Here is a 25,836-nt window from a genome sequence, read left to right as displayed (position 1 = left end):
CCCATGGCTTGGTACCTCTACCGTCTCGGCCGCTGGTCGTTCCGACACCGCTTCGTGGTCACCGCCTTCTGGTTGGTGCTGCTGGTGCTGGCCGGCGTCGGCGCCAACACCCTGTCGGGCAAGACCTCCGACCAGTTCACCCTGCCCGGGGTCGAGTCGATCAAGGCCTTCGACCTGATCAAGGAGCGCACGCCCGAGGCCTCGCCGGACGGTGCCACCGCCCGGATCGTCTTCCAGGCACCCGCCGGGTCGACGCTGGCCGACGAGAAGCCGCTGGTCAACCAGACGCTGGCCGACATCGACTCGGCCCACGTCGCGACGGTGATCAGCCCCTTCGACTCGGGTTCGATCTCGGAGGACGGGCGCACCGGCATCGCGACGGTCACCTACACCAAGCAGTCGATCGAGCTCGACCAGGCAGACAAGGACGTGCTCGAAGCTGCACCGGAGGCAGCCCGTGACGCCGGTCTGCGGGTGGAGATCGGCGGTGACGTGCTGCAGGAGATCCCCGAGACGGGCAGCTCCGAGTTGCTGGGGATCCTGGTCGCCATCGTCGTCCTCGTCATCACCTTCGGGTCCCTGCTCGCCGCCGGCATGCCGCTGCTCACCGCGCTCATCGGCGTCGGTATCGGGGTCTCCAGCATCACCACCGCAACCGGTTTCATCGACCTCGGGTCCACCGCTCCGGTGCTCGCCAGCATGCTGGGGCTGGCCGTCGGCATCGACTACGCGCTGTTCATCGTCTCGCGCTACCGCCATGAGGTCGGCCTCGGCCGCGAACCGGAGGAGGCTGCCGGACGAGCCGTCGGTACGGCGGGCTCGGCCGTCGTGTTCGCCGGCCTGACCGTCATGATCGCCCTGGTCGGACTGTCCGTGGTCCGCATCAACTTCCTGACCCAGATGGGCATCGCTGCCGCGGTCACCGTGTTCCTCGCCGTGCTGATCGCCCTCACCCTGCTGCCGGCGCTCTTCGGTTTCGCCAAGCGCCGGATCGTGTCGGGCAAGCTGCCCTTCCTCAAGGCCCGCGACCCCGAGGACCAGTCCGGCAAGCGCACCTTCGGTCGGCGCTGGGCCGACTTCGTCACCCATCACAAGGCCCGGACCTTCGTCGGCGGGTTGTTCGTGGCCGTCCTGGTCGCGCTTCCCGTGACCTCGATGAACCTGGCCCTGCCCGACGACGGGACCGCGGCGGTCGGCAGTGGTCCCCGTGAGGCTTACGACCTGATCGCTGCGAACTTCGGAGCAGGCACCAACGGCCCGCTCGTCGTGGTGGTCGACACACAGGGTGTCGAGGACCCCGAGGCCGCCGTCGCAGCCGTGACCGATGCCGTGACCGCGGTCAAGACCGATATCGCCACCGTCGTGCCTGCCGTACCGGCCGACGCCGACGACGCGGCCCGCGAGGCGTTCGCCAAGCAGCTGGAGACAGCGCAGTACGCGACCATCACCGTCATCCCGACCGGGGGCCCGTCCGAGGCCTCCACCCAGGCGCTGGTGGACACGATCCGCACCGAGATGACCTCGGTCGAGGCTGCCACCGGTGCGACCGTGTTGGTCACCGGACAGACCGCCGTCGGTGTTGATGTGTCCGAGGCCCTCTCCGACGCCTTCCCCCGCTACCTGCTCGTGGTCGTCGGGCTGGCGTTCCTCCTGCTGATGCTGGTGTTCCGCTCCATCCTGGTGCCCCTGAAGGCCGTCCTGGGCTTCTTGGTCTCCGTCCTGGTCTCGCTCGGCGCGACCGTGGCGGTGTTCCAGTGGGGCTGGCTGGCCGGACTCATCGGGGTGAGTCAGACCGGGCCGGTGCTCAGCCTGCTGCCGCTGCTGCTGACCGGGATCCTGTTCGGGTTGGCCATGGACTACGAGGTCTTCCTGGTGTCGCGGATGCGCGAGGAGTGGGTGCACGGACGGCCGGCGGCCGAGGCGGTGGTCCACGGGTTCCAGTACAGCGCCCGGGTCGTGACCGCGGCGGCCATCATCATGATCGGGGTGTTCGGCGGGTTCGCACTCGGCGACGACGCGATCGTGAAGTCGATCGGGTTCGGTCTCGCCACCGGCATCCTGGCTGATGCGTTCCTGGTCCGGATGACCCTGGTGCCAGCGTTCATGGCGTTGCTGGGTGAGCGCATGTGGTGGCTCCCGGGCTGGCTCGACAAGCTCCTGCCGAACCTCGACATCGAGGGCGAGTCCCTGGCCCGCCACACCGGCGAGTCCCCACAGGCTGAACCCGAGCTGGAGCCGCTGTCCAGCTGACCTGCTTGACTGGGGGCATGGCTCGTGCGCTCACCCTGGTGACCGGCGGCACCCGTGGGATCGGGGCTGCGACCGCGGTCCGGCTCGCCGCGGACGGGCACGACCTGGTGCTCGGTTATGCGCGTGACGACGCTGCTGCCCAGGAGTGCCGGTTGGCGGTCGAGGAGGCCGGTGCTCGGTGCCTCGTGGTGCGTGCCGATGTCTCGACTGCTGCGGGTGTCGACCTGCTCTTCGCCCGTGCGGCCGAGCACGGCCGGCTCAGCGGGGTGGTCAACAACGCCGGGGCCACGCTGCACATCGGCGCGCTTGCCGAGACCTCGGTGGCGGTGATCCAGCGCACCGTCGACCTCAACCTCACCGGCGCCCTCTTCGTGGCCCGGGCCGCGGTGCGCGTGCTGGGGACGACGTACGGCGGCGCCGGCGGCGTCCTGGTCAACGTGAGCTCCGGGGCGGCGACGCTCGGTGCTCCGGGGGAGTACGTGCAGTACGCCGCGGCCAAGGCCGGTGTGGACGCCCTCACCACGGGTCTGGCCCAGGAGGTGGCTGACGAGGGGATCCGAGTCGTCGGGGTAGCCCCCGGCCTGGTCCGCACCCGCATCCACGCCGATGCCGGGGACGGTGACCGGGTGACGAGGGGGGCCTCGCGCATCCCGCTCGGACGCGCCGGCGAACCGTCCGAGATCGCGGAGGCGATCACCTGGCTCCTGAGTCCTGCGGCGTCGTACGTGACCGGGACGACCCTGCGGGTGGCCGGAGGGCGTTGAGAGGTGGAGTGGCGCTGTTTCCACAGCCTTTCTAGCAGGTTGTTGACGTAGATGTACCGAACTGTCAAGGTAATGCCCTTCTAGCAATCGGGGGATCACCATGACACTGAAATTCAAGCCAGCCCTTGCTGCACTCGCGCTCAGCGTGACGAGTGTGGCCCTCGCCGCACCGGCTTCGGCCGTCTATTGGAAGTCGTCCTCGGACCCGCTCTACGTCTACGAGGACGGCGTCCCGCAGGGCAAGACCTACGGCCACTTCTACAACGACGGCCAGGTGAGTGCGATGAGCACCTCGTGGCAGTACGACATGAAGCCGGGCGGCAACAACGTCCGTGTTGAGACCGACTTCCTGTTCTACGGCACTCACAGCGGCTGCGACGGCACGTGCTGGTACAACAGCATCTCGAAGCAGACGATCGAGACCAACTCCGCATGGTGGGTGAAGGACGCGCGCGCCAGGAATCTCGAGGCGGGTGGTGAGAAGGCCCGAGGCAACATCGACATCTGTGAGATCCAGGCCTTCCACAACGACCCGTGCAGTGCCAAGGCCCTGCCGACGTTCAGCTACTGATGGCTCCGACGGTGCTCCTGGAGTCGATCGCTCGCGCCGAGGGTCTCGGTCATTCCTACGCACAGCACGACGTCTTCAGTGATCTCACCTTCGACCTCGTCCCCGGGGTCACGGGGTTGATCGGAGTCAACGGTGCGGGCAAGTCGACCTTGCTCTCCATCATGAGCACGGCACTGAGCCCGGCCCGGGGGACCTTCAGTCTGTTCGGAGCTGACGCGGGTTCCCGGACCAGAGCCCTGCGCAGGCGCATCGGCTATATGCCCCAGAGCCTGAGTCTGCCGACGCACCTGTCGGTCACTGACTTCCTGGCCTATATGGGATGGCTGCGGGGGATCCCTCGCAGACTGAGGCCAGAGGCCATCCGCCTTGCCCTGGTGGATGCGGACCTGACGTCCGTCGCGAGCTCACGCGTGGGACAGCTGTCCGGAGGCATGCACCGTCGGCTGCTGTTCGCACAGGCGCTGCTGGGGCATCCGGACCTGCTGCTCCTCGACGAGCCGACCGCCGGGCTCGACCCAGAACAGCGACTGCGCTTGCGAGCCCTGGTCGGCAACCTCGACTGGGCCCGGAGCGTCGTGGTCAGTAGTCATCTGATGGAGGACCTCACCCCCATCGCGGATCGGGTGATCATGCTCGACCAGCAGCGCATCGCCTTCGACGGCACGGTCGGGGAGCTCAACGAGATCGGTCGTGAGACGTCTCACGACGCTGGTGTCTCGGTCTACGAAGCCGCCTTCATGGCCCTGCGGGCCCACCAGGCACCACGGTGAACCGGTTCAGCGGCTCGCTCTTCGTCCCCCCGTTGCTGGCCACCACGGTTTTCGTGTTCGTCAGCTACGGGGCGCAGTGGCGAGGTCAGTGGAACTGGACGATCGACACCATCACGGGAAGCACCGTCCTGACCGGTCCGCTCACGGCCGCGCTGGGGGCCTACCTCGCGGTGGGGCAACGGCGGATCGCCGCTCTGTCGGACAGCGCGCCACTCGGGTGGTTGGTGCCCTATCGGGTGGGTCTGCAGGCGTTGATGCTGTCGAGCGTGGTCTACGTCGCGGGTGCTGCGGGCGCCCTGCTGGTCACGGCGCTGGGCACCCATGGTGGCCCGATCAGCTGGTGGGCGCTGATCATCGGGTTCCCGGTGCTGGGCGTCTGCGCCCTGTTCGGAGCCGCGGTCGGACACTGGTGGCCCTACCGGGTCACCGTCCTGGTGGTGGCTCCGGTGGTCTTCCTGTTCGGCGCGTTCGGGCCGCACCCGGCCGCCGATCTCCTCAGGCACGGACCAGAGACGGGTTCACTGGCGGGCCTGGCATTCGACGAGCAGGTCTGGTCGGCGCAGGTGGCAGCGCTCGTGGCCGCCGGCTGCTGCCTGGCCGCGTCGGTGCTGCCGTGGCGTGACCCGGGCAACACGATCGTCCGGTTGTCGGTCGCCGGCGTCAGTGTCGTCGGGTTGGTGGCGGCTCTCGTCGCCGCCGACCAGGTCGGCACCGAACGCTTCGTGGCCTCTGACGAGCGGCCTACAGCGTGTGCAGGCAGTCGGCCCCGCGTGTGTCTTGCGCCGTCGGACCGCACCGAGCTGGTCCGAGCTGCCCGAGCGATGGACCGGGCCGCCGCGGTGCTGGCCGCCGGAGGCGTCGCGGTCCCGGACGTCTACGAGGAGCTGCTGCCGGGCTACCAGCCGCCGGTGGGCGTGGGCATGACCGGAAGGTCGTCGGGCTTCCAGGACGGGGACGAGTTGCGCTCAGGAGCCGCCAATCTCACCGTCCCCAGCGCTTGTCCCGCCTGGACCGACCCCGCGTTGCCACCTCCGGACCCGGCCTTCGATGCCCGGATGCTCATCACCGAATGGATCGTGCTGCGCGGCGGTGGGACTCCGGCGCCGTTCAGTCACGAGTCGCAGGTGTGGCTCACGAAGGTCGAGGGCCAGGATGCCAACGCCTGGGTGACCGTGACGTTCGCGGCGTTGCGGGCATGCGACCTGGAGTCGATCCGGTTGCCCTGGCAAACCACCGCCTCGTGACGGGGAGTGTGGTCCGGGCCTGGGCAGTCGGTCACGGTGCAGCCGTGACGCTGACCAGTCTGGTCGCCGTCGGTTGCCTGGCCTCGGTCTACGCCACGAAGCTCGTGCCCAGCGTCGACGGTCCCATGCCGATCCCGATCTGGGTCCTCGTCCCTCCCACCCTGGCTATGTTCTCCAGCCTGGGTGTCGCCAACGCCCTGCCGGCCCCGCAGCCGCCACCGGCGGTGCTTGTCGCAGCCCGCCTGCTGTGGCTGGCCGTCGTCGTGGGCAGCGCTGCCGCCAGCGCCGGCCTCGTCGCGGCCTCGACGGGCTACGGCGGACTCGTCGAGGCCACGCTGCTGCTGACCGCGCTGACCTTCGCCACCTCCACGGTCGTGGGCCGAGGCTCGGTCGTTGTTGGCGCGGCAGTCGTGGTCTTCGTGCTCACCTACAGCCGTGAGTTCGCGCACCTCACTGCTGACTCCGCGCTGCTCTACGTCAGGCCCGCGTGGCACTGGGCGGCAGCGGCGCTGGCCGCCTGCGGTTGTGCCGGTTTCCTCCACCGAGGCGCCCGCAGCGCCGCCGAATGAGCACCGCGCCCGCTGTTGGCACAACCTGCCTGCACCGGAGGGTTTCGTTGGCCGATTGTGCCGGTGCCCGACTCTCGCCGTCGCCCTAGGTTCAAGCACATGAGGGTCCTGCTGGCGCTGGGTGGAAACGCCATGACGAACGCCGAGGGACGGGCGCGGCCCGAGGACCAGATCGCGGCCGCCGCGACCGCGGCACGAGCGGTGGCCGAGCTGGTGCAGGACGGCCACGAGGTGGTGATCACCCATGGCAACGGCCCGCAGGTCGGCAACCTCCTGGTCAAGAACGAGCTCGCCGCTGCCGTCGTACCTCCGGTGCCGCTGGACTGGTGTGGAGCACAGACGCAGGCCACCTTGGGGTTCGTGCTGATGAACGCCCTCGAGGCCGAGTTCGCGATGCGCGGCGTGCAGCGGCGTACCGCCACGGTGGTCACCCGGACCCTGGTGGCCTGGGATGACCCCGGGTTCGTCCACCCCACCAAGCCCATCGGCCGCTACCTGGCCGCGGACGAGGCAGCCGTGTTGATCGAGCATGGCGAGACCTGGGAGGACCGGGGGGTCAAGGGATGGCGTCGGGTGGTGGCGTCGCCCGAGCCGCTCGAGATCGTCGATGCACCCGCGGTCGTCGCGCTCATCGGCGCAGGCTTCCTGGTCATCGCCAACGGCGGCGGGGGAGTGCCGGTCGTGGTCGATGCCGACGGCGCCCTGCACGGCGTCGAGGCGGTCATCGACAAGGACCTCGGGGCTGCCCTGCTGGCGCAGCGGGTCGGGGCCGACGTACTGGTGATCGCCACCGACGTACCCCACGTGGTCGAGGGGTACGACACCCCCGATCCCCGACCCCTGCACCACGTGCGGCAGCGCCGGCTGCGTGAGCTGGCCGACCGCGGAGAGTTCGCAGCAGGGTCGATGGGGCCCAAGGTCGAGGCGGTCCTGCGCTTCACCGCGGCTACCGGCAGCCACGCCGCCATCTGTGCGCTGTCCGACATCGTCGAGGCGGTCGACGGCACTGCTGGCACGGTGGTGGCGGCCGATGACGAATCCACAGCTGTCGAGATCTGATCCAACCGAGAGGAAGCCATGCCCAGCGCCATCGAAGTACGCAAGGTCCCGATCCACTCCGTCGCAGACGCCTCCGAGCTCACGAAGCTGATCGACGACGGGGTGATGGCCGCTGATCGAGTGATCGCGATCATCGGCAAGACCGAGGGCAACGGTGGGGTGAACGACTACACCCGCATCATCTCCGACCGGGCGTTCCGCGAGGTGCTCATCGCCAAGGGCGCCCCTGCCGAGCAGGTGAGCCAGATCCCCATCGTGTGGTCCGGGGGGACCGATGGAGTGATCAGCCCGCACGCGACGATCTTCGCCACCGTCGATGCCGAACCGGTCGACGATCCTCGCCTGACCGTGGGCTTCGCCATGAGTGAGCCGCTGTTGCCCGAGGACATCGGACGGACCCCGATGATCACCAAGGTCGCAGCGGCCGTGAAGGTGGCCATGGATCGGGCTGGCATCACCGACCCGGCTGACGTCCACTACGTGCAGACCAAGACCCCGCTGCTCACCATCCACACGATCCGCGACGCCAAGTCGCGCGGCAAGACCGTGTGGACCGAGCACACCCACGAGTCGATGGACCTGTCCAACGGGTGCACGGCGCTGGGCATCGCCGTGGCGCTCGGGGAGATCCCGATGCCGAGCGACGCCGACGTGATGCACGACCGGTCGCTGTTCTCCTCGGTCGCCTCGTGCTCCTCGGGGGTGGAGCTCGATGTCGCCCAGGTGATCGTGGTGGGCAACGCTCCGGGAGTCGGCGGTCGCTACCGGATCGGTCATTCTGTGATGGCCGATGCGCTCGACCAGGATGGTCTGTGGGCAGCGATCCGCTCCGCCGGCCTCGACCTGCCCGACCGACCCCACCACACGGACCTCGGCGGCCGCCTGGTGAACCTGTTCCTCAAGTGCGAGGTCTCGCAGGACGGTCAGGTCCGCGGCCGGCGCAACGCCATGCTCGACGACTCCGACGTGCACTGGCACCGCCAGATCAAGGCTGCCGTCGGCGGGGTGACCGCCGCCGTGACCGGTGACCCGGCTGTCTTCGTGTCCGTGTCCGCTGCCCACCAGGGACCGGATGGCGGCGGGCCGGTGGCCGCGATCGTGGACGTGGGCTGACCGGCTGGTTTCCCCGGTCAGCCGGGGAAACCCGCGGTTGTCAGCCCGTGCAACCCCTGACAACCACCAACACTCCCTGACAACCTCGGCTCACGAGTCGAGCCAGGCCCGGATGGATTCGTTGTGCTGCCCGAGCGTCGGGGGCGCCAGATGCGTCGACCGCCCACCGGAATAGGTGTTGTCGTCGAAGCGCAGGGCCGAGCCCGGCAGCATCAAGGTTCCCTGAGTGGCGTGCTCCACCTCGAGCACCAGTCCCTGCGACAGGGTCTGGTCCCAGGTGTAGACGTCGTCCAGCGAGCGCACCTTCCCCGCAGGCACCCCGGCCTCGGCCAGCGCCGCCAGCCACTCCTCAGCCGGTCCGGTGGCGAAATGGGCTTCGATGAGCGCGATCAGCTCATCGCGATGGGTGACTCGGTCCAGGTTGGTGGCGAACCGAGGGTCGTCAGGGTCGAAGTCGAACGCCCCGCAGAACGCCCTCCACAGACCCTGCGATCCACACGACAACTGCACCGGCGCCGTACCCGTCTCGAACATGCCGTAGGGCGCGATCGCCGGGTGATGGTCGCCGGCCAGCCCGGGCACCTCGCCGGCCACGGTCCAACGGGTGCCCTGGAAGGCATGGACACCGATCATGCCGGCCAGGAGCGAGGTGCGTACGACGCGTCCGGTGCCGGTGGTGTTCCGCTCGTGCAGCGCCGCGAGGACGCCGTACGCGCCGTTCATGCCGGCCAGCAGATCGGCGATCGGCACCCCGACCTTGGTCGGCTGCTCGGTGCCGGTCATCGACATCAGCCCGCCCTCGCCCTGCGCGATCTGGTCGTATCCGGCGCGAGTCCCCTCGGGTCCGTCGTGCCCGAAGCCGGTGATCGACAGGACCACCAGCCGCGGGTTCAGCTCATGCAACCGCGACACCGGGAAGCCGAGGCGATCCAGGACCCCGGTCCGGAAGTTCTCCATGAGGACGTCGGCCCGCTCGACGAGTCGTGCGAGGACATCCTGGTCGGCCGGGTCCTTGAGGTCGAGGACCAGGGACTCCTTGTTGCGGTTGGCCGAGAGGAAGTACGTCGACTCGCGTTCCTCGGCACTGCCCACGAACGGGGGACCCCAGCCGCGGGTGTCGTCACCGGCGGGGGCCTCGACCTTGATCACCCGAGCGCCCAGGTCGCCCAGCAGCATGGCGGCATGGGGCCCGGCGAGCGCCCGGGTGAGGTCGAGGACCAGGAGGTCCGAGAGTGGTCCGTCGGTCATGCGATCAGGCACCTGACTTCTCGAGGATGGTGCGGGCCACCGAACGGCGGTCCGAGGACGTCTCGCCGAGAGGGCCGGCGAGGGCCTCCTCGACCGCTGCGAGCACAGCCTGGCGTTCGGCGGTGGGCAGGTGCTCCACACTGCGTTGGGCAGCCACGAGTGCCTGGTACTGCTCGAAGGCGGATCGTGGGTGCGCGATGGCCTCCACCAGGGGCCCGGGCTCGGCCAGCGCGGGATTGCCCTGGATGAGCGCGAGGGCGTAGACCCGGTTGCCGTCCCCACCGGTGGCGAAGAGCTCGGAGACCAGTTGTGGTTGGGAGAGTCCGGCTGCCTGTTCTCGGCCCACCCGCATGAGGTCCTCGAACCGTGAGGTCCGATCCCAGCCGGAGGGCTGCGTCAGGCGCAGCGCCTCGTAGCGACTGGCGACAGCTCCCGAGGCCAACAACAACCGTTCCGCCTCGCGGCGATCAGCTTCTGCCTGTTCGACGTCGCCGCTGGCTGCGGCTGCCCGTGCGTTCGCCAGGGCCTCACCGGCGCGCTCGCGCATGCTCAGTTTCACTCCCGCGCCCTCGATGGCACTGATGTGGTTCGCGAAGACCGCCAACGTGGAGATCAGCAGTCCTGCGGTCACGAGCGACGCGGAGCCCACGGCATTGTCGGTGGTGAACACCGCGACTGCGCCGAGGATCAGTACGCCGAACCCGAGGACGACTCCGAATCCCTGCCAGCCACCGGTGATCACCGGCTTCGCCAGCAGTGCAGGCTCCGTGCCCCCGGCATCCATGCCGTCATCCTAGGTGTCGGTGGCGGATGGTTGGCTAGCACCATGACCTCGACGCCGACGTACCGCCTGGTCCGTGACCACGCGCCCGTCGGGCGGCCCTCGCTCGACGAGCACCAGCAGCGCGTGGTCGATCATCCGGGTGGTCCGTTGCTGGTGCTGGCCGGCCCCGGCACCGGCAAGACCACGACCCTGGTCGAGGCCATCGTCGACCGCATCGAGAACCGTGGCGCCTCGCCCGACCAGATCCTCGCACTGACCTTCTCGCGCAAGGCCGCCGAGCAGTTGCGTGACCGGGTGACCGCCCGACTGGGGCGCACCACCTCGACCCACCTGAGCTCGACGTTCCACTCCTTCGCCTACGGCCTGATCCGGCATTACAGTCCGGCGGAGCTCTACGAGGCCCCGCTGCGCTTGCTGTCGGCACCTGAGCAGGACGTGGTGCTGCAGGAACTGCTGTCCAACGCTCCCGAGTCGGTGGCCTGGCCCGAAGCTCTCCGGAGCGCCGTGGGCACCCGCGGTTTCGCCAGTGAGGTCCAGGCCGTCCTCTCGCGGGCCCGCGAGAAGGGGTACGACGGTCGCGACCTGCACCGGCTCGGCGTGGAGCACAACCTTGCGGAGTACGTCGCCGCCGGGCTGTTCCTGGACCAGTACCTCGACGTGCTCGACAACCAGGGGGCCGTCGACTACGCCGACCTGATTCGCCGAGCCGTGATCGAGGCCGAGGCCCACCGCGACGAGCTGCGACAGCGCTACCGGCACGTGTTCGTCGACGAATACCAGGACACCGATCCTGGTCAGGTGGCGTTGCTCCGCGCGATCGCCGGTGACGGTCTGGATCTCACGGTGGTCGGTGACCCCCACCAGTCGATCTACGCATTTCGCGGGGCCGACGTGACCGGCATTCTCGACTTCCCTCGTGAGTTCCCCGCGCGCGACGGGAGCCGGGCAGCTGTGCTGGCGCTCCCCACCACGCGCCGATTCGGCCCCCGGCTGCTGCGAGCCTCGCAACGCGTGGCGGCCAACCTGCCATTGTCGGGCAGCATCGATCCGCTGGCGCGCGACGCCTTCCTGCATCCGGTGGCTCAGGCTGCTGGTCAGGGGGAGGGGCAGGTCGAGGTGCTCACCTTCGACACCGAGCGGGCCGAGGCCGAACACCTGGCGGACCTGCTGCGTCGAGCGCACCTCGAGGACGGCGTGCCCTGGTCCGACATGGCGGTGCTGGTGCGTTCGGGGCGGGGTTCCATCCCGGCCCTGCGCCGGGCACTGGGCGGTGCCGCGGTGCCTGTCGAGGTGGCCAGCGATGAGACACCGTTGGTGCAGGAGCCAGCGGTCCGGGCCCTGGTCGACGCCCTCGGGGCGGTCGTCAACCTGACCAACGACGACCCTCAGTCCGCGGGTTACGTCGATCCCCAGCGGGCGCACGGCGTGTTCCAGTCTCCCCTGGCTGGGCTCGACGCCACGGACCTGCGCGCACTGGCCCGCATTCTGCGAGTGCGCGAGAAGCGGGTGGCGCAGGCGGAGGCCCGGGCGCCTCGGTCGTCCCCGGAGCTGCTGCGCTCCGCGCTCGTGGACGTGGACCTCATCGAGACCCTGGAGAGCGATTCCGCCGCGATCATCAAGGCCGCTGCACTGACTCGACTCCTGGCCCGGGTCCACTCCCACCTGGTTGATGGATCGACCGCAGAGGAGCTTCTCTGGGAGTTGTGGTCCGGGACCTCGTGGCCCTCGCGCCTGCAGTCCGCGATCACCCGAGGTGGTCCAGGGGCCCGACTGGCTCATCGCGACCTCGACGCGGTGTGTGCCTTGTTCGAGGCAGCTGCCAAGGCGGAGGAGCAGCGCGGGCACACGTCGGTCCAGGCCTTCCTCACCACCTTGGCGGCACAGCAGATCCCCGCAGACACGCTGGCCGAGCAAGGCATTCGGGGCGAGGCGGTCCGATTGCTCACCGCCCACCGGTCCAAGGGTCTCGAATGGCCGCTGGTGGTCGTGGCTCATGTCCAGGAGGAGGGATGGCCCGACCTCAGGCGCCGGGCAACGCTGCTCCAGGCTGACCGCATCGGCACCGAGGGCCTGGTGCCGCCGACCACGCTGCGCCAGCTCCTCGCCGACGAGCGTCGGCTGTTCTACGTGGCTTGCACGCGGGCGCGCCAGCGCTTGATCGTGACGGCTGTCGCCTCGAGCGACGACGACGGCGACCAGCAGTCCCGCTTCCTCACGGAGCTCGGACTCCGTGTCACCCACCGTCAGGGACGCCCGGCCCGGCCGTTGTCCCTCGCCGGCGTGGTCGCAGAGCTGCGCCGCACCGTCGCGGACGACCGTCTCGCCGAACCGCTGCGTAGGGCCGCAGCTGCCCGTCTGGCGAGCTTGGCCACCCAGCACCGGGCCGGCACGGCCTGGGTGCCGAGCGCCGACCCGGCGTCGTGGTGGGGCACGCGCGCGTTCACTGTGAGCGACCGGGCGCTGCGTCCACCCGAGGAGCCGGTCCGGCTGTCGGCCAGCGCACTCACGAGCCTGGCCCAGTGCCCTGCACAGTGGTTCCTGGAGAGCGAGGCCGGCGGCGAACGTGCCTCCACGCAGGCACAGGGATTCGGCAACGTCGTCCACGCGCTGGCCGACCGGATCACCCGCGGAGAGCTCGACCGGCCCGATCTGATCGACGACCTCATGAGCCATGTCGACTCGGTCTGGGCCCAGATCCCCTTCCGCACCCCGTGGTCGAGCGGACGCGAGCGCGACGAGGTGCGCAAGGCGCTCACGCGGTTCCTGGAGTGGCACCAGCGCCCGGGTGCCCGGACCGTCATCGGGACGGAGCACCGCATCAGTGCCGAGGTCACGCTCCCCGACGGGCAACAAGTCTCCCTCTACGGTTACGCGGACCGTCTCGAGGTCGACGACAACGGCAATGTCGTCGTGATCGACCTGAAGACCAGCAAATACGTTCCCACCGGGGAGGAGATCAAGGTCCATCCCCAGCTCGGGCTCTATCAGCTCGCGGTCGAGAACGGCGCTGTGGATGCGATCGTCCCCGATGCCCAGGTCGGAGGCGCCGAGCTGTGGCAGTTGCGCCACGAGGCCTACCAGAAGCTGAAGGTGCAGGCCCAGGAACCACAGGTTCCCGATGAGTCCGGGCACCGCACTATCGAGCGCCAGCTCATGGCGGCAGTCCGCGCCGTGCGCGACGAGGAGTTCCCGGCCCGGCCGGGTGGCCACTGCGATCACTGTGACTTTCACGCCCTGTGTCCCGCTCAGAACTCAGGCACGGTCCTGTCATGACCGCGGCCACGATCGCAACGCCCGCGGACCTGCAGCGGGTGATGGGCACCGACTACCAGGTGAGCTCCCAGCAGTGGGCTGCGATCTCGGCGCCGCTCCAGCCGGCGGTCGTCATCGCCGGCGCCGGATCGGGCAAGACGTCGCTGATGGCGGCCCGGGTCGTCTACCTCGTGGCAACCGGACAGGTGACTCCCGAGCAGGTGCTCGGACTGACGTTCACGACGAAGGCGGCCAGTGAACTCGCGGGCCGGATTCGCGAGTCGCTGACCAGCGCCGGCTTCGGTCGGGCAGCGACTGGAGCCGAAGCCGACGAGATCCTCGAGCCGGTGGTGGCCACCTACAACGCCTACGCCGCCTCACTCCTCAGCGAGCACGGGCTGCGGATCGGCCACGAGCCTGACACCCGGGTGATGGCCGATGCCTCCCGTTACCAACTCGCGGCACGCGTGATCGATCGCCACACGGGTCACGTCGATCAGCTCTCCGACAGCCCCAAGCACGTGATCGACTACATCCTGCGTCTCGAGGCAGCGATGAGTGAGCATCTCGTCGACTCCACGCGGCTGCGCGAGTTCGACGCCCACGAGCGCCCGCTCTTCGCCGATGCGCTCGCCAGTGGCCCCAAAGGACTGCGTGACGACGTGGAGCGGGCCTTCGCACGGCGCGTCGAGGCCTTGCGGCTGGTCGACGAATACCGGGCCTTGAAGGCGACCCTCGGCCTGATGGACTTCTCCGACCAGATCGCCCTGGCCGCCCAGTTGGCCGACGCCCATCCGGCGGTGGGGGAGGCGGAGCGCGCGAAATACCGGATCGTGCTGCTCGACGAATACCAGGACACCTCGGTGGGCCAGGCCATGATGCTGCGTCGGCTCTTTCCCGCTGGACATCCGGTGACGGCCGTGGGTGATCCCAACCAGGCCATCTACGGGTGGCGTGGAGCCTCGGTCTCCAACATCCTGCACTTCGGCGATGACTTCCCTCGCCTCGACGGCCAGCAGGTGAGCGTCTTCCCACTGACGGTCAATCGACGATCCGACCGGCGGATCCTCGAGGTGGCCAACCGGCTCGCCGCTCCGCTCTACGCGCACTCCACCCAGGTCGCCCCGCTCGAACCCGGCAACGACCAGGAGGGTGAGGTGCAGACGATCGTGCACGAGTCGTACGCCGGCGAACTCGCCTGGCTGGCTGACGAGGTCCGATCCACCCATGGGCTCATGTCGACACCGGCGTGGCGAGAGATCGGGGTCCTGGTGCGCGACAACGCCCATGCCGCCGACGTGTTCGACGCGTTGACCGCCGCCGAGATCCCGGTCGAGATCGTGGGACTCAAAGGACTGCTCCGGCTGCCCGAGGTCTCGGAGGTGCTGGCCACCTTGACCCTGATGCACGACCTCACGGCCAACGCCGAGCTGCTCACGCTGCTCACCGGACCCCGCTGGGCCGTGGGCCCGCGCGACCTGGCGCTGCTCGGTCAGCGGGCCGACGAGCTCGCCGACTCCCGGCGAGGGCATCAGCAGTCGCACGACACCTCGCCCAGCCTGGATGAGGTGCTGGCCCATGCAGTCGCAGGAGCCGATCCGACCGAGGTGCGTGCCCTCTCCGATGCGCTGGAGGATCCAGGCGACCTGCCCTACTCCCCGTCCGCCCGGCAGAGGTTCGCGCTCCTGTCCACCGAGCTGCGACAGCTGCGCGCGCATGCAGGGGAGTCCCTGCTCGACCTGGTCCGCCGCATCATCGACGCCTGCGGGATCGACATCGAGCTCGCTGCGTCCGTGAGTGAGGCCGCGCGGGCCCGCCGCGACAACCTCGATCTGTTCGTCAAGGCGGTGGCTGAGTTCCAGGCCATCGACGGCACCGTCACCTTGGCCTCGCTCCTTGCCTGGCTCGAGGCCGAGGACGAGCTCGGCAACGGTCTCGACGTAGCGACTCCCACTGAGGCCGACTCAGTCAAGCTCCTCACCGTGCATCGCGCCAAGGGCCTCGAATGGGACATGGTCTTCCTGGTGGGAGCCTGTGCGGAGAAGTTCCCCAACACCCGCAGCCGAGGTCTGTGGCCGACCCGCGTGGAGATCCTGCCCTCACCCCTGCGAGGCGACCAGCGGGACCTGCCCAGGTTGCGCAGCCGCGACAAGGACGGCTTCGCCAGCTTCAAGCAGGACTCCGCGGATCACGCGGCCGCCGAGGAGCTTCGTCTCGGCTACGTGGCCTTCACCCGGGCTCGACATCGCCTGACTGTTTCCTCCTACCTCTGGAACGAGGAGCGCAAGACGCCGCTCGGGCCCTCGCCCTATCAGGAGACCGTGCGCGAGACCCTCTCCGGCTGGGGGTTGGAACCGCTGGCCTGGCTGGACAAGCCCGCCAAGGGCACCCCCAACCCGTTGCGGATCGGCGTCAAGGAGTTCCCCTGGCCGGTCACCGTGCACACGGCCGAGGCCTTGCGTCGCCTCGCGGCGGCCGAGCTGGTGGCCGAGGCGATGGCGGCCACCCCCGAGTCGCGGACCGACGATGCCCTCGACCTCGTGGAGCGTTCCCTGGTCGAGGAGTGGGACGCCGAGCTCGAGCGCCTGCTCGAGGAGGCACGGCGTGAGCAGTCGGGCCACGTCGACGTACCCCTGCCTTCGAGTCTGTCGGCCACCGCGGTCGCCCGACTGCGCGAAGATCCGGAGGCATTCGCCAAGGAGTTGGCGAGGCCGTTGCCCCGCAGGCCATCGGCTGCGGCCCGCTTCGGCACGCGATTCCATGCCTGGGTGGAGGCGCGGTTCGGACAGCAGGATCTGTTCGATCCCGAGGATCTGCCCGGCCAGGGCGATCGGGGCATCGACTCGGAGTCCGACCTCAAGGAGCTGATCGCCGCGTTCGAGGCGGGCCCGTTCGGCGATCGCCGACCTCATCAGGTGGAGGCGCCGTTCGCTCTGGTGCTGGGTGGGCAGGTGGTCCGTGGTCGGATCGATGCGGTCTACCCCGATGGCGAGGGCTATCTGGTGGTGGACTGGAAGACCAACAGGTCCGCGACCGCCGATCCGCTCCAGCTGGCGTTGTACCGGCTGGCCTGGGCCGACCTCACCGGTCTGCCGCTGGACGACGTGCGTGCGGCGTTCTACTACGTGCGCACCAACGAGCTCATCGAGCCCGACGACCTTCCCGGTCGCAGCGAACTGGCGGCCATCTTGGCCGGGTGAGGCCTCAGCTGCTGAACGCCGCCCGCAAGGCGATCTCGATCATGGCGCCGAAGGTCTGCTCGCGTTCTTGGGCTGTGGTCTCCTCACCGGTGACGACGTGGTCGGAGACGGTGCAGATCGCCAGCGCGCGGCGGCCGTACTTCGCCGCCAGGGTGTAGAGCGCGCTGGCCTCCATCTCGACTGCCAGCACGCCGTACTCCACCATCCGCGCGAGCAGTTCGGGCCTGGCTGCGTAGAACGAGTCTCCGGAGAAGATCAGTCCGACGTGGACGTCGGTCCTCTCGTCGGACGCATCGGCGGCGGCGCGCAGGAGCCCGAAGTCGGCAACCGGCGCGTAGTCGAGGCCTTCGAAGCGGACCTTGTTCATCGACGAGTCCGTGCAGGCGCCGGACGCGATCACGATGTCGCGGACGGCGAGCTTCTCGGTGAGCGCGCCGCAGGAGCCGACCCGAATCACCGACTGCACGTCGTAGTCGCTGAACAGCTCGTTGGCGTAGATGGACAGGGATGGCTGGCCCATCCCGGAGCCCTGGACCGAGACCCGCCGCCCCTCCCAGGTTCCCGTGTAGCCCAGCATGCCGCGCACCTCGGTGTAGCACTCTGCCTCCGCCAGGAAGGTCTCGGCGATCCATTTGGCTCGCAGGGGGTCTCCGGGCATCAGGACGACGGGGGCGATCTCGCCGGGGGCGGCGCCGATGTGGGTGCTCATGCCGCCATCGTAGGGGCGCGGGTAGCCTGCGAATCGTGACCTACCCGCACATCGTCATGGCCCAGGGCGCCCACGACCGGGCCGGCGTACGCCGCAGTGACCAGGCGTGGCTCGATCGCACCTGGGCCGACCCGGCGACCCGAGTCCTGGTGATCGCGGCAGGTCGTCTGCGGCCCGCCAACGGTCGGCCCGACTGGATCTCCACGGCCGAGGCCCCCGACGGCCTGCGCCTGCTCCTCGGTGAGCACGAGGGAGTGTGGCACTTCGCCCTGCTGCTCGACGAGGTGCCGGCGCCGCCGGAGTTCTGGGTCGGCCTGCGCACCATCATCCAGGCCCTGGCCGAGGGCTCACCGGGTGAGGCACCGCTGGTCTTCCACGCGATGGGGTTGGCCGAGTGGCATCAGGCGACGAGGTTCTGTCCTCGTGACGGCACCCGACTCCAACCTCGGGCCGCGGGACACGAGCTGGCTTGTACGTCGTGCGGGCGGGCGCAGTTCCCGCGCACCGACCCTGCAGTGATCATGCTGGTCTCGGCCGGTGAGCCCGGGAGCGCGGAGGAGAAGTGCCTGCTCGGACGCAGCCCCGCCTGGCCGGCCGGCCGGTACTCGACCCTCGCGGGGTTCGTCGAGCCGGGGGAGAGCCTCGAGGATGCTGTGCGGCGCGAGGTCGCGGAGGAGACCGGCGTACGCGTCGGTGAGGTGGAGTACTTCGGCAATCAGCCGTGGCCGTTCCCGGCCAGCCTCATGCTGGGCTATTTCGCCAGAGCCACCAGCACCGACGTGGCGGTCGATGGCCACGAGATCGAGGACGCACGCTGGTTCACCCGTGCCGAGATCCTGGCCGAGGCCGAGGCTGGGACGGTCGTTCTGCCCGGCGGGGTCTCCATCTCCCACTCGTTGATGGAGCACTGGTACGGCGGTCCGCTGCCCGGCAACTGGCGCTGACCCCTTCACCGGCCGGGGAGGGGATCAGGAGGTCCAGGCCCGCCACAGAGCGGCGTACTCCCCGTCCCTCTCCACCAGGTCGTGGTGACTGCCCAGCTCGGCGATGCGGCCGTCGATCACGACCGCGATCCGGTCGGCGTCGTGGGCCGTGTGCAGACGGTGTGCGATGGCCACCACGGTCCGCCCGGACAGCAGGGCGTTCATCGAACCCTCCAGCGTGCGGGCGGTGCGCGGGTCGATCAGCGAGGTCGCCTCGTCGAGCACGAGGGTGTGGGGGTCGGCCACGATCAATCGTGCCAGCGCGATCTGCTGGGCCTGCGCAGGCGTGAGCGCCTGATTGCCCGAGCCGAGCAGGGTGTCGAGTCCGGCGGGGAGTCGGCGTACCCAGTCAACCGAGCCCACCGCCTCCAGCGCGTCCCACACCGCGGACTCGGTGCTGTCCTCACGGGCCAGGATGATGTTGTCGCGCACGGAACCCACGAACACGTGGTGCTCCTGCGTCACCAGCGCCACCTCGGTGCGCAGCACCTCGAGCGGGAGCGCCACCAGCTCGACGCCACCGACACGAGCAGAGCCGGTCCGCGGCGCGTTGATCCCCGACAGCAGGCGCCCGAGGGTCGACTTCCCCGACCCACTCGGGCCCACGATGGCGAGCCGTTCCCCTGGTTCGAGTGACAGGTCGATGCCGTGCAGGACGTCGTGGCCCTCGCGGTAGGCGAACCGCAGGTCGTCACCGACGAGATCGGAGCCCTCAGGCAGGTCCGGTCCGGCGATCCGGTCCGGCGGCACCTGCGCGATGCCCAGCAGTCGGCTGGTCGAGGCCGCGCCAACCTGGAGCCGGTCCACCTCGCCCACCAGCCGGTCGAGCGGACCGGCCAGCGCCTCCACGTAGAGGATCGCTGCGGTGATCTGCCCGAGGCTGACCCAGCCCCGGCTGTAGCCGTAGGCCCCGGCGAGGACGGTGATGACCCGAGGGGCGTTGAACGCTATGTCGATCACGGCGAAGAGCAGGTTGCGCAACGTCATCCCGTAGCGCTCGGCCTGTGCCGAGACCGCCAGGTCGTCCTCGGCGGCCTTCAGTCGCTGTTCACTCAGGCGCAGCGACTCCACGGTGCGCGCACCCTCGACCGTCTCGGTGAGCGTGGTGTTGATCTGCGAGTACGTCGCGCCCTCGGTGATGTAGCACTTCTGGGCCCGCTGGAGATAGCGGCGGACCTGGAAGGCCGAACTGGCGATCAGGACCAGTGCCGGCAGGGCGAGGAGCAGCGAGTTCAACAACATCGCCACGATGGACAGTGCGACGGTCAGCAGGGTGATGATCGCCATGGGCAGGCCGTACTGCACCGACCGGCTCATGGTGCCCACGTCGCGGGTGACGCGGGTGACGAGGTCTCCGGTGCTGGCCCCTTCGACCCGTCCGAGGGGCAGTCGGAGGATCGTGTCGACGATGTACTCGCGCGCCGAGGACAGCAGGTCCTGTCCGAAGATCGTGGACGTGCGCTGGCCGAGGTAGGTGAACAGGGCCTGGGCCGAGACCACCACCACGACGAGCAGCGCCAGCACATTGAGCGACATGCCGCCCGGGGTGTCTGCCACCGTCCGGTCGATGAGCCCCCCGAGGAGTCGGGGGACCAGCAGTCCGGTGGCTGCTGCGAGGGCGTTGAGGACGACCACCGCGGCGAACATGCCTCGGCGTTGGCGCAGCAGCCGACCGAGGAACGCGAAGACGGCCGCGTTGTCGGCCACCGGCCAGCCTCTGGCCGGGCTGCGCGAGTCGGCGTACACCTTCTCGGCGCGCTGCTCACGCAGGCGGTGACGACTGCGCAGGGCCTCGAGCCGGACCCGCCAGGGGGCGTCGACCGGAGCGATGAGCTCGGCTGGGATGGCCGGGGCGTCGCTGGCGCGGTCGCGCCAGGTGTCAGGGGAGGTGGCCAACAGGTCAGACATGGCTCTCCTCCCAGTCGGGGACGTCGACGGCGCGCGCAACCACTCGGCGGTAGTCCGTGCTCTCCTCCAGCAGGCGCTGGTGGGTGCCGGTGACAGCCACCCGGTCGCCCATGAGCAGCACGACCTGGTCCGCGTGGTGCAGCCAGAGGGGCGAGACGGTGGCCACGATCGTCGTACGCCCGGCGCGGTGGGCGGCGACCCGCTCCGCGATCCGTGCCTCGGTGTGGGCATCCACCGCGGAGGTCGGCTCGACGAGCACGAGGACGTCGGCGTCGGTGGCGAGGGCACGCGCCAGGACCACGCGCTGGCGCTGTCCACCGGACAGCCCGCGCCCGCGCTCGTCAAGGACTCCCTGCCAGCCGCCGGGCAGCGAGTCGTAGACGTCCTCCGCGTTGGCCACCCGCAGGGTCTCCTCGGCCTGGGTGCGACTGAGGCGTCCGTGCGGGTCGATCGCGTCCTGCAACGTCCCTCCGAACAGCTGGCTGCCGGTGTCGCTGACGACGATCCGCGCGCGGATGTCGGCCAGGCGCACCTGCCCCAGGTCGACCTCGCCGAGCCGCACACCCCAGGGCCGTGAGGCTCGGTCCTGGTCCTCTGCAGCGATCCTGGCCCGCTCGGCCAGTCGTTCGGCACGGGCCTGTCGGGCCGCGCGCCCCTTCAGTCCGCCTTCGCCCTGGACCGCGACCGGCTCGGTGTCCGCGGGCAGGTAGCGTCCCAGCCGGTCGGCCAGGGCAGCCGAGTCCTCGGGTACGGCGCTGACCACCACGGTCAACAGCCCGGGGGCAGCGACCAACCCGGAGTGGTCGTCGTGGAGGGCGCCGTTCGAGGGGAGAGCCAGGGGCGTGGCCGGTTCGATCCAGGGGGGTTCCTGCTCGAAGATCCCGATCGCGCGACGTGCACTGACCAGGGCGCGGGTCAGTTTCTGGGCGAACTCGAAGAAGGTCTGGATGGGACCGATCATGAACAGGCCGTAGCCCAAGAAGCTGATGAGCTGGCCGATGGTCAGGTCACCGGACTGCACCTCGCGGGTGCCCATCCACATGAGCAGCACCAGGAACCAGCCGGAGAACAGCACCCCGATGGCTTCGATGCCCGCCTGCCAGATCCCCGCTGACACGCCTGCTCGGCGGGTGCGCTGCGACTGCGTGGCGTAGTTGCGACCGAAGGTGCGCTCGCCGCCGATGCCGCGCAGGATGCGCAATCCCCCGACGATGTCGGTGGCCATCGAGGTGAGCTCGGCATTGCGCGACCGCTCGACCTCCTGGCGCCGGTGCAGAGGCCGGAGCAGCGGCAGGGCCACCCCGACCAGGACCGGTGCCGCGCCGAGGAGCAGCACCCCGAGGGGCAACGAGGTCGAGAGCACGATGGTGGCGACCACGAGGTAGGCGACGAACTGGGCCGATGCCCGCGCGGTGATCTCGGTGAGGGCGCCGAACTCGTCTGAGTCGCTGGAGGCGACGCTGAGCACCTCACCGGTGGGTGCCCTGCGTGGCAGGACGTGGCCCATCTGCACGGCCTTGCGGGCGACCATCAGTGTGGTGCCGTAGAGCGCGATCAGCCAGCTGCGCACGATCAGCGTGTGCATGGCGATGCCGAACACGGCGCCGATGACGGTGACCAGCAGCAGCCAGCCCGTCCAGGTGAGGGTGGAGGACGTGTCGCCGGGCAGGATCCCGTCGTCGATCGCCTTGCCCACGAGCCAGGGACCGACTGTCAGGGGGAGTTGCCACAGGATGCCCACGAGGCAGGCAGCCACGATCACCGCGCGCTGTTGGCCCAGCTTCCAGCGGAGGAACGCTCCCGGCGTACGCAGGTCGGGCTGGCCCGAGTCGGTCTGGGGGCGCGCGTCGGAGCGTCCCGTCGGGAACGCTGTGATGGCTGGTGGAAAATCGCGCATGACTCCACGACCCTAGTTGTGGGAGAGGGCTCCTCGCGAACGCATTTCCGGGTCGCCAGGGCGTTGCCCACCACGTCGGGTGAGCCCGCAGAGACCGGACGGCTCAGAGCGCCGCCAGCTTCTCCTTGACCTGGGCCAGCGACGGGTTGGTGACTGCGGATCCGTCCGAGAAGACGAGGGTGGGAACGGTCTGGTTGCCGTTGTTCACCTGCTCGACGATCAGCGCCGCATCGGGCACCTGCTCGATGTCCACGATCTCGTAGGCGATGCCCTCGCGGTCCATCTGGCTCTTGAGGCGGTGGCAGTAGCCACACCACGGGGTGGTGTACATCGTGATCGAACTGCTCATCGCAGCGGTGTCCCCTCTGACGTCTAGGGTTGTGTCCGCGGGGCTTTCCCGCTCGTCGCACTCAACCACGTCCGCCAGGAGTTTCTTCCCATGCACCCGCTGCTCGAGTCGCTGGATCCCGAGCAGCGATCGGTTGCGCAGGCGCTGCGGGGACCGGTGCGGGTGCTGGCCGGCGCCGGGACCGGCAAGACGCGAGCGATCACCCACCGCATCGCTCACGGTGTGGCCACGGGCGTCTACCAGCCGACCGAGGTGCTGGCGGTCACCTTCACCACCAAGGCGGCCGGGGAGATGCGCGAGCGGTTGCGGGCGTTGGGGGCGGCCGGTGTGCAGGCGCGCACCTTCCACTCGGCCGCTCTGCGCCAGCTGCGATTCTTCTGGCCCCAGGTCCACGGCGGCGACCTGCCCCAATTGACCGCGTCCAAGCTGGGCATGCTGGCCAACGCGACGAGCCGGCTGCGGGTGCGAGCCGACCAGGCGACGCTGCGCGACCTGGCCTCGGAGATCGAGTGGGCCAAGGTGAGCAACGTCTCGCCCGACAAGTACGCCGCGATCGCGCCCGGCAGGGGCAGGTCGGTCACCGGGATCGACGCGGAGCTGGTGGCCCGCATCTTCGCCGGCTACGAAGATGTGAAGAGGAACCAGGGTCGCATGGACATGGAGGACGTGCTGCTCCTCGGTGCCGCTCTCCTGGCTGACGACGAGCGGGTGGCTGCCCAGGTCCGGCGGCAGTACAAGTTCTTCACCGTCGACGAGTTCCAGGACGTCTCGCCCATTCAGTCCGCCCTGCTGGATCTCTGGCTGGGCGGTCGAGACGAGCTCTGCGTGGTGGGCGACCCGGCTCAGACCATCTACAGCTTCGCCGGCGCCAGCCCGGCCTACCTGCGCGAGTTCACCAGCAGGTTCCCCTCGAGTACGTCGGTCGAGCTGGTGCGCAACTACCGCTCGAGTCCCCAGGTCATCGCCGCGGCCAACACCCTTCTCGCCGGCACCAGCAGCCGCGGCGTTCAACTGACGGCCCAGCAGGGCCCCGGGCCCGACGTCGTCTACCAGCCGTTCCCCGACGAAGTGGCCGAAGCGAGCGAGATCGCCCACCAGCTCAATGGGCTGCGGCAGCAGGGCGTGCCGTGGCGCGAGATGGCTGTGTTGTTCCGGATCAACGCCCAGTCCGAGGCGTTCGAGGATGCGTTGTCGGCCGCGGGAGTTCCCTATGTCATCCGTGGGGCTGCTCGCTTCTTCGAGCGTCCCGAGGTTCGCTCGGCGGTGACTCTGCTGCGGGGCACCGCGCGTGGCGGTGAGCTCGCCGACGACCCCGTTCAGGACGTGCGGGCGACTCTTGCGGGTCTGGGGTGGAGCGCCACGGCGCCCGAGGGGCGTGGCGAGGCCCGCAACCGCTGGGAGTCCTGGCAGGCCCTGGTCAGCCAGGCCGAGGAGTTCTTCCTCTCCGGGGTCGGCGCCACCCTCGGCGAGTTCGTGGACGACCTCGATCGTCGCGCCAGCGAGCAGCATGCGCCAGTGGCCGAGGGGGTCACGTTGGCCACTCTCCATGCGGCCAAGGGGCTGGAGTGGGATGCCGTGTTCCTCTCCGGGGTGCAGGAGGGGTCGATGCCGATCACCTATGCCGCCACGCCGGCTGAAGTCGAGGAGGAGCGTCGCCTCCTGTATGTCGGGATCACCCGCGCCCGTCGACACCTGAGCCTGTCGTGGGCGGCCGCCCGCAACCCCGGAGGGCGCGGCTCCCGCAAGCCGTCCCGATTCCTCGACGGGCTCCGTCCAGAGGGTCTGGGCGACCCTGTCCTGGCTGGGAGGCCCAAGAAGTCCGGGCGGGCGGCTGTGTGCAAGGTGTGCGGCCACCAGTTGGTCACGCCGGCCCAGCGCAAGAAGGGCCGGTGTGCGGACTGCCCCGTGGACTACGACGAAGCACTGTTCGAGCGACTTCGCGAGTGGCGCCTGGTCCGGGCCGGGGCAGAGAAGGTGCCGGCCTATGTGGTCTTCACCGACGCGACCCTCGAGTTGATCGCCGAGGTCAAGCCGGGCGACGAACAGACGCTGCTGAGGATCAGCGGCATCGGCAAGTCCAAGCTCGAGAAGTACGGCGACGAGGTGCTGGCACTGGTCACTGACCAGTGACCTGATCGATAGAGAAGAAGTTTGAAGAAATACCCAGAAAATCGTTTGCCCATTACAGGGTGGGGACGGTAACTTCTTCTCAACCGCACAAGCACGCGCACCATGACCCTGGCACGGTCAGCGCACGAGGCACTGAAGGAGGGGATGAGCACATGAGCAACTACACCAACACCATGACGACTGCGAACCAGTCGGCTTTCGCCATGCCCATCTCCGGCGGCACGCTGCGCGCTTTTGGCACGCCTGTGTGCGCCATCCAGGGCATCGACGTCCCGGTTCGCGATCGGCACGTGGCGGCTTCCCTCAAGGGAGCCACCCAGGGGACCTCTGTCTGGAGACCACCAAACTGTTGACACCAACACTTTGGCAGCCTCCAGGCCGCGGAACCCGAGAACCGGGATCCGCGGTCTTTTTGTTTGACCTTTTACCTGCAACCCAGCGATCAAGGTGACGAAGGAGGTGACATATGAGCATCCACGTACTCGACCGGAGCGATGAGTTGAGCCTCGGTGAGCTGCACAACGCAGCGACGGGTATCGATGAGGAGCTGCTGCCGTGTCGGGTCAACGACCCGGAGCTGTTCTTCGCCGAACTGCCCAGCGACGTGGAGTACGCCAAGACGCTTTGCCAGGACTGCCCAGTCCAGGCGATGTGCCTTTCCGGCGCACTCGAGCGGCGTGAGCCGTGGGGCGTGTGGGGCGGTGAGCTGTTCCTTCAGGGAGTGGTGATCCCCCGCAAGCGCCCACGCGGACGTCCTCGCAAGAACGACGTCGACAACCACGCTGCCGCGTGACCTCCCTGTCAGGCGACACCCATCCAGGAAAGACCTCAATGAACTCGAACTCGAAGCGGAGCAATGACATGAATCTGATCCACGAAAACCTGGCGCGATCACAAATGGCCGAGCGCCTGGGAGAGGCGCAGGAACTGCGACGAGGCAATCGCCTCGTCCGTGCCCGTCGCTTGAGCCGCAAGGCTGAGCGAGCCGCACAGCAGGCGCGCCTCGCCCTGGCTCGCGCCCTGTAGGTCCCCCTCC

21 protein-coding genes are annotated in these 25,836 nt (G+C 69.2%); 15 read left to right on the top strand and 6 right to left on the bottom strand.

The features are described from left to right. Window positions 1-3 precede the first annotated feature (3 nt). The 8 genes from AB7I40_RS10835 to AB7I40_RS10800 all read left to right on the top strand — a co-directional run bounded on the left by AB7I40_RS10835 (window position 4) and on the right by AB7I40_RS10800 (window position 8,340). Window positions 4-2,250 (top strand): MMPL family transporter, encoded by a 2,247-nt coding sequence (locus AB7I40_RS10835; RefSeq protein ID WP_428346216.1) that lies wholly within the window; start codon window positions 4-6, stop codon window positions 2,248-2,250. A 17-nt stretch (window positions 2,251-2,267) separates the two neighbouring features. Beyond that, on the top strand, window positions 2,268-3,014 hold the full coding sequence (locus AB7I40_RS10830; protein WP_428346215.1) for an SDR family oxidoreductase: 747 nt from the start codon (window positions 2,268-2,270) through the stop codon (window positions 3,012-3,014). Window positions 3,015-3,114: 100 nt separating this feature from the next. Next, on the top strand, window positions 3,115-3,585 hold the full coding sequence (locus AB7I40_RS10825) for a hypothetical protein (protein ID WP_428346214.1): 471 nt from the start codon (window positions 3,115-3,117) through the stop codon (window positions 3,583-3,585). Beyond that, window positions 3,585-4,355, top strand: a complete 771-nt coding sequence (locus tag AB7I40_RS10820; RefSeq protein ID WP_428346213.1) for an ATP-binding cassette domain-containing protein — start codon at window positions 3,585-3,587, stop codon at window positions 4,353-4,355. Before AB7I40_RS10825 ends, AB7I40_RS10820 begins: the two co-directional genes overlap by 1 nt. Beyond that, the gene (locus AB7I40_RS10815) at window positions 4,352-5,599 is read left to right on the top strand and encodes a hypothetical protein (RefSeq protein WP_428346212.1); all 1,248 of its coding nucleotides are present in this window, start codon (window positions 4,352-4,354) and stop codon (window positions 5,597-5,599) included. Before AB7I40_RS10820 ends, AB7I40_RS10815 begins: the two co-directional genes overlap by 4 nt. A gap of 44 nt (window positions 5,600-5,643) precedes the next feature. Continuing rightward, window positions 5,644-6,168 (top strand): hypothetical protein, encoded by a 525-nt coding sequence (locus AB7I40_RS10810; RefSeq protein ID WP_428346211.1) that lies wholly within the window; start codon window positions 5,644-5,646, stop codon window positions 6,166-6,168. 99 nt (window positions 6,169-6,267) lie between these two features. Next, the gene (locus AB7I40_RS10805) at window positions 6,268-7,227 is read left to right on the top strand and encodes a carbamate kinase (RefSeq protein WP_428346210.1); all 960 of its coding nucleotides are present in this window, start codon (window positions 6,268-6,270) and stop codon (window positions 7,225-7,227) included. A gap of 18 nt (window positions 7,228-7,245) precedes the next feature. Continuing rightward, a complete protein-coding gene (locus tag AB7I40_RS10800) occupies window positions 7,246-8,340 on the top strand; it encodes a ring-opening amidohydrolase (RefSeq protein WP_428346209.1) in 1,095 nt (364 codons plus the stop codon). Between the two features lie 90 nt (window positions 8,341-8,430). On the opposite strand, the gene AB7I40_RS10795 is transcribed toward AB7I40_RS10800, so the two are convergent. After that, window positions 8,431-9,588 carry a CaiB/BaiF CoA transferase family protein gene (locus AB7I40_RS10795; RefSeq protein WP_428346208.1) on the bottom strand — a complete coding sequence of 386 codons (1,158 nt, stop codon included), beginning with the start codon at window positions 9,586-9,588 and terminating at the stop codon, window positions 8,431-8,433. A gap of 4 nt (window positions 9,589-9,592) precedes the next feature. After that, window positions 9,593-10,372, bottom strand: coding sequence for a hypothetical protein (locus tag AB7I40_RS10790; protein ID WP_428346207.1), 780 nt, complete (start codon window positions 10,370-10,372; stop codon window positions 9,593-9,595). Window positions 10,373-10,414: 42 nt separating this feature from the next. On the opposite strand from AB7I40_RS10790, the gene AB7I40_RS10785 reads away from it, so the two are divergent. Together AB7I40_RS10785 and AB7I40_RS10780 are read left to right on the top strand one after the other, a co-directional pair. Beyond that, the gene (locus AB7I40_RS10785) at window positions 10,415-13,645 is read left to right on the top strand and encodes an ATP-dependent helicase (protein ID WP_428346206.1); all 3,231 of its coding nucleotides are present in this window, start codon (window positions 10,415-10,417) and stop codon (window positions 13,643-13,645) included. Continuing rightward, window positions 13,642-16,824, top strand: a complete 3,183-nt coding sequence (locus AB7I40_RS10780) for a UvrD-helicase domain-containing protein (RefSeq protein ID WP_428346205.1) — start codon at window positions 13,642-13,644, stop codon at window positions 16,822-16,824. Before AB7I40_RS10785 ends, AB7I40_RS10780 begins: the two co-directional genes overlap by 4 nt. A gap of 4 nt (window positions 16,825-16,828) precedes the next feature. Here the strand turns inward: AB7I40_RS10780 and deoD are convergent, their stop codons facing one another. Then, window positions 16,829-17,533: a purine-nucleoside phosphorylase gene (gene deoD / locus AB7I40_RS10775; protein WP_428346204.1), complete on the bottom strand. Its 705-nt coding sequence runs from the start codon at window positions 17,531-17,533 to the stop codon at window positions 16,829-16,831. 35 nt (window positions 17,534-17,568) lie between these two features. Between deoD and nudC the strand changes: the two genes are divergently transcribed. After that, on the top strand, window positions 17,569-18,477 hold the full coding sequence (gene nudC, locus AB7I40_RS10770) for an NAD(+) diphosphatase (protein ID WP_428346203.1): 909 nt from the start codon (window positions 17,569-17,571) through the stop codon (window positions 18,475-18,477). 24 nt (window positions 18,478-18,501) lie between these two features. Here nudC and AB7I40_RS10765 read toward each other — a convergent pair whose 3' ends face one another. From AB7I40_RS10765 to AB7I40_RS10755, 3 genes are all read right to left on the bottom strand, one after another. After that, window positions 18,502-20,424 (bottom strand): ABC transporter ATP-binding protein, encoded by a 1,923-nt coding sequence (locus tag AB7I40_RS10765; RefSeq protein WP_428346202.1) that lies wholly within the window; start codon window positions 20,422-20,424, stop codon window positions 18,502-18,504. Continuing rightward, window positions 20,417-22,321 (bottom strand): ABC transporter transmembrane domain-containing protein, encoded by a 1,905-nt coding sequence (locus tag AB7I40_RS10760; protein WP_428346201.1) that lies wholly within the window; start codon window positions 22,319-22,321, stop codon window positions 20,417-20,419. Before AB7I40_RS10760 ends, AB7I40_RS10765 begins: the two co-directional genes overlap by 8 nt. A 103-nt stretch (window positions 22,322-22,424) precedes the next feature. Then, a complete protein-coding gene (locus AB7I40_RS10755; protein ID WP_428346200.1) occupies window positions 22,425-22,670 on the bottom strand; it encodes a mycoredoxin in 246 nt (81 codons plus the stop codon). Window positions 22,671-22,760: 90 nt separating this feature from the next. Between AB7I40_RS10755 and AB7I40_RS10750 the strand changes: the two genes are divergently transcribed. The 4 genes from AB7I40_RS10750 (at window position 22,761) to AB7I40_RS10735 (ending at window position 25,826) form a co-directional block, all read left to right on the top strand. Further along, the gene (locus tag AB7I40_RS10750) at window positions 22,761-24,800 is read left to right on the top strand and encodes an ATP-dependent DNA helicase UvrD2 (protein ID WP_428346199.1); all 2,040 of its coding nucleotides are present in this window, start codon (window positions 22,761-22,763) and stop codon (window positions 24,798-24,800) included. 152 nt (window positions 24,801-24,952) lie between these two features. Then, window positions 24,953-25,153, top strand: coding sequence for a hypothetical protein (locus tag AB7I40_RS10745; protein ID WP_428346198.1), 201 nt, complete (start codon window positions 24,953-24,955; stop codon window positions 25,151-25,153). Between the two features lie 113 nt (window positions 25,154-25,266). Continuing rightward, complete coding sequence (locus AB7I40_RS10740) at window positions 25,267-25,593, top strand: WhiB family transcriptional regulator (protein ID WP_428346197.1); 327 nt, start codon at window positions 25,267-25,269, stop codon at window positions 25,591-25,593. A 68-nt stretch (window positions 25,594-25,661) separates the two neighbouring features. Next, a complete protein-coding gene (locus AB7I40_RS10735) occupies window positions 25,662-25,826 on the top strand; it encodes a hypothetical protein (RefSeq protein ID WP_428346196.1) in 165 nt (54 codons plus the stop codon). Window positions 25,827-25,836 lie beyond the last annotated feature (10 nt).

This window comes from Nocardioides sp., from assembly GCF_050246775.1.
GTDB lineage: Bacteria > Actinomycetota > Actinomycetes > Propionibacteriales > Nocardioidaceae > Nocardioides.
The sequence above is the reverse complement of the archived record's forward strand: the minus strand, read 5'-3'. Positions and strand labels throughout refer to the sequence as shown.

What these genes read in the sequence shown, in the direction of transcription:
- AB7I40_RS10835 (WP_428346216.1), top strand. Translation starts at nt 4, where the DNA reads ATGGCTTGGTACCTCTACCGTCTCGGCCGCTGGTCGTTCCGACACCGC.
- AB7I40_RS10830 (WP_428346215.1), top strand. Translation starts at nt 2,268, where the DNA reads ATGGCTCGTGCGCTCACCCTGGTGACCGGCGGCACCCGTGGGATCGGG.
- AB7I40_RS10825 (WP_428346214.1), top strand. Translation starts at nt 3,115, where the DNA reads ATGACACTGAAATTCAAGCCAGCCCTTGCTGCACTCGCGCTCAGCGTG.
- AB7I40_RS10820 (WP_428346213.1), top strand. Translation starts at nt 3,585, where the DNA reads ATGGCTCCGACGGTGCTCCTGGAGTCGATCGCTCGCGCCGAGGGTCTC.
- AB7I40_RS10805 (WP_428346210.1), top strand. Translation starts at nt 6,268, where the DNA reads ATGAGGGTCCTGCTGGCGCTGGGTGGAAACGCCATGACGAACGCCGAG.
- AB7I40_RS10800 (WP_428346209.1), top strand. Translation starts at nt 7,246, where the DNA reads ATGCCCAGCGCCATCGAAGTACGCAAGGTCCCGATCCACTCCGTCGCA.
- AB7I40_RS10795 (WP_428346208.1), bottom strand. Translation starts at nt 9,588, where the DNA reads ATGACCGACGGACCACTCTCGGACCTCCTGGTCCTCGACCTCACCCGG.
- AB7I40_RS10790 (WP_428346207.1), bottom strand. Translation starts at nt 10,372, where the DNA reads ATGGATGCCGGGGGCACGGAGCCTGCACTGCTGGCGAAGCCGGTGATC.
- AB7I40_RS10785 (WP_428346206.1), top strand. Translation starts at nt 10,415, where the DNA reads ATGACCTCGACGCCGACGTACCGCCTGGTCCGTGACCACGCGCCCGTC.
- AB7I40_RS10780 (WP_428346205.1), top strand. Translation starts at nt 13,642, where the DNA reads ATGACCGCGGCCACGATCGCAACGCCCGCGGACCTGCAGCGGGTGATG.
- deoD (WP_428346204.1), bottom strand. Translation starts at nt 17,533, where the DNA reads ATGAGCACCCACATCGGCGCCGCCCCCGGCGAGATCGCCCCCGTCGTC.
- AB7I40_RS10765 (WP_428346202.1), bottom strand. Translation starts at nt 20,424, where the DNA reads ATGTCTGACCTGTTGGCCACCTCCCCTGACACCTGGCGCGACCGCGCC.
- AB7I40_RS10760 (WP_428346201.1), bottom strand. Translation starts at nt 22,321, where the DNA reads ATGCGCGATTTTCCACCAGCCATCACAGCGTTCCCGACGGGACGCTCC.
- AB7I40_RS10755 (WP_428346200.1), bottom strand. Translation starts at nt 22,670, where the DNA reads ATGAGCAGTTCGATCACGATGTACACCACCCCGTGGTGTGGCTACTGC.
- AB7I40_RS10750 (WP_428346199.1), top strand. Translation starts at nt 22,761, where the DNA reads ATGCACCCGCTGCTCGAGTCGCTGGATCCCGAGCAGCGATCGGTTGCG.
- AB7I40_RS10745 (WP_428346198.1), top strand. Translation starts at nt 24,953, where the DNA reads ATGAGCAACTACACCAACACCATGACGACTGCGAACCAGTCGGCTTTC.
- AB7I40_RS10740 (WP_428346197.1), top strand. Translation starts at nt 25,267, where the DNA reads ATGAGCATCCACGTACTCGACCGGAGCGATGAGTTGAGCCTCGGTGAG.
- AB7I40_RS10735 (WP_428346196.1), top strand. Translation starts at nt 25,662, where the DNA reads ATGAATCTGATCCACGAAAACCTGGCGCGATCACAAATGGCCGAGCGC.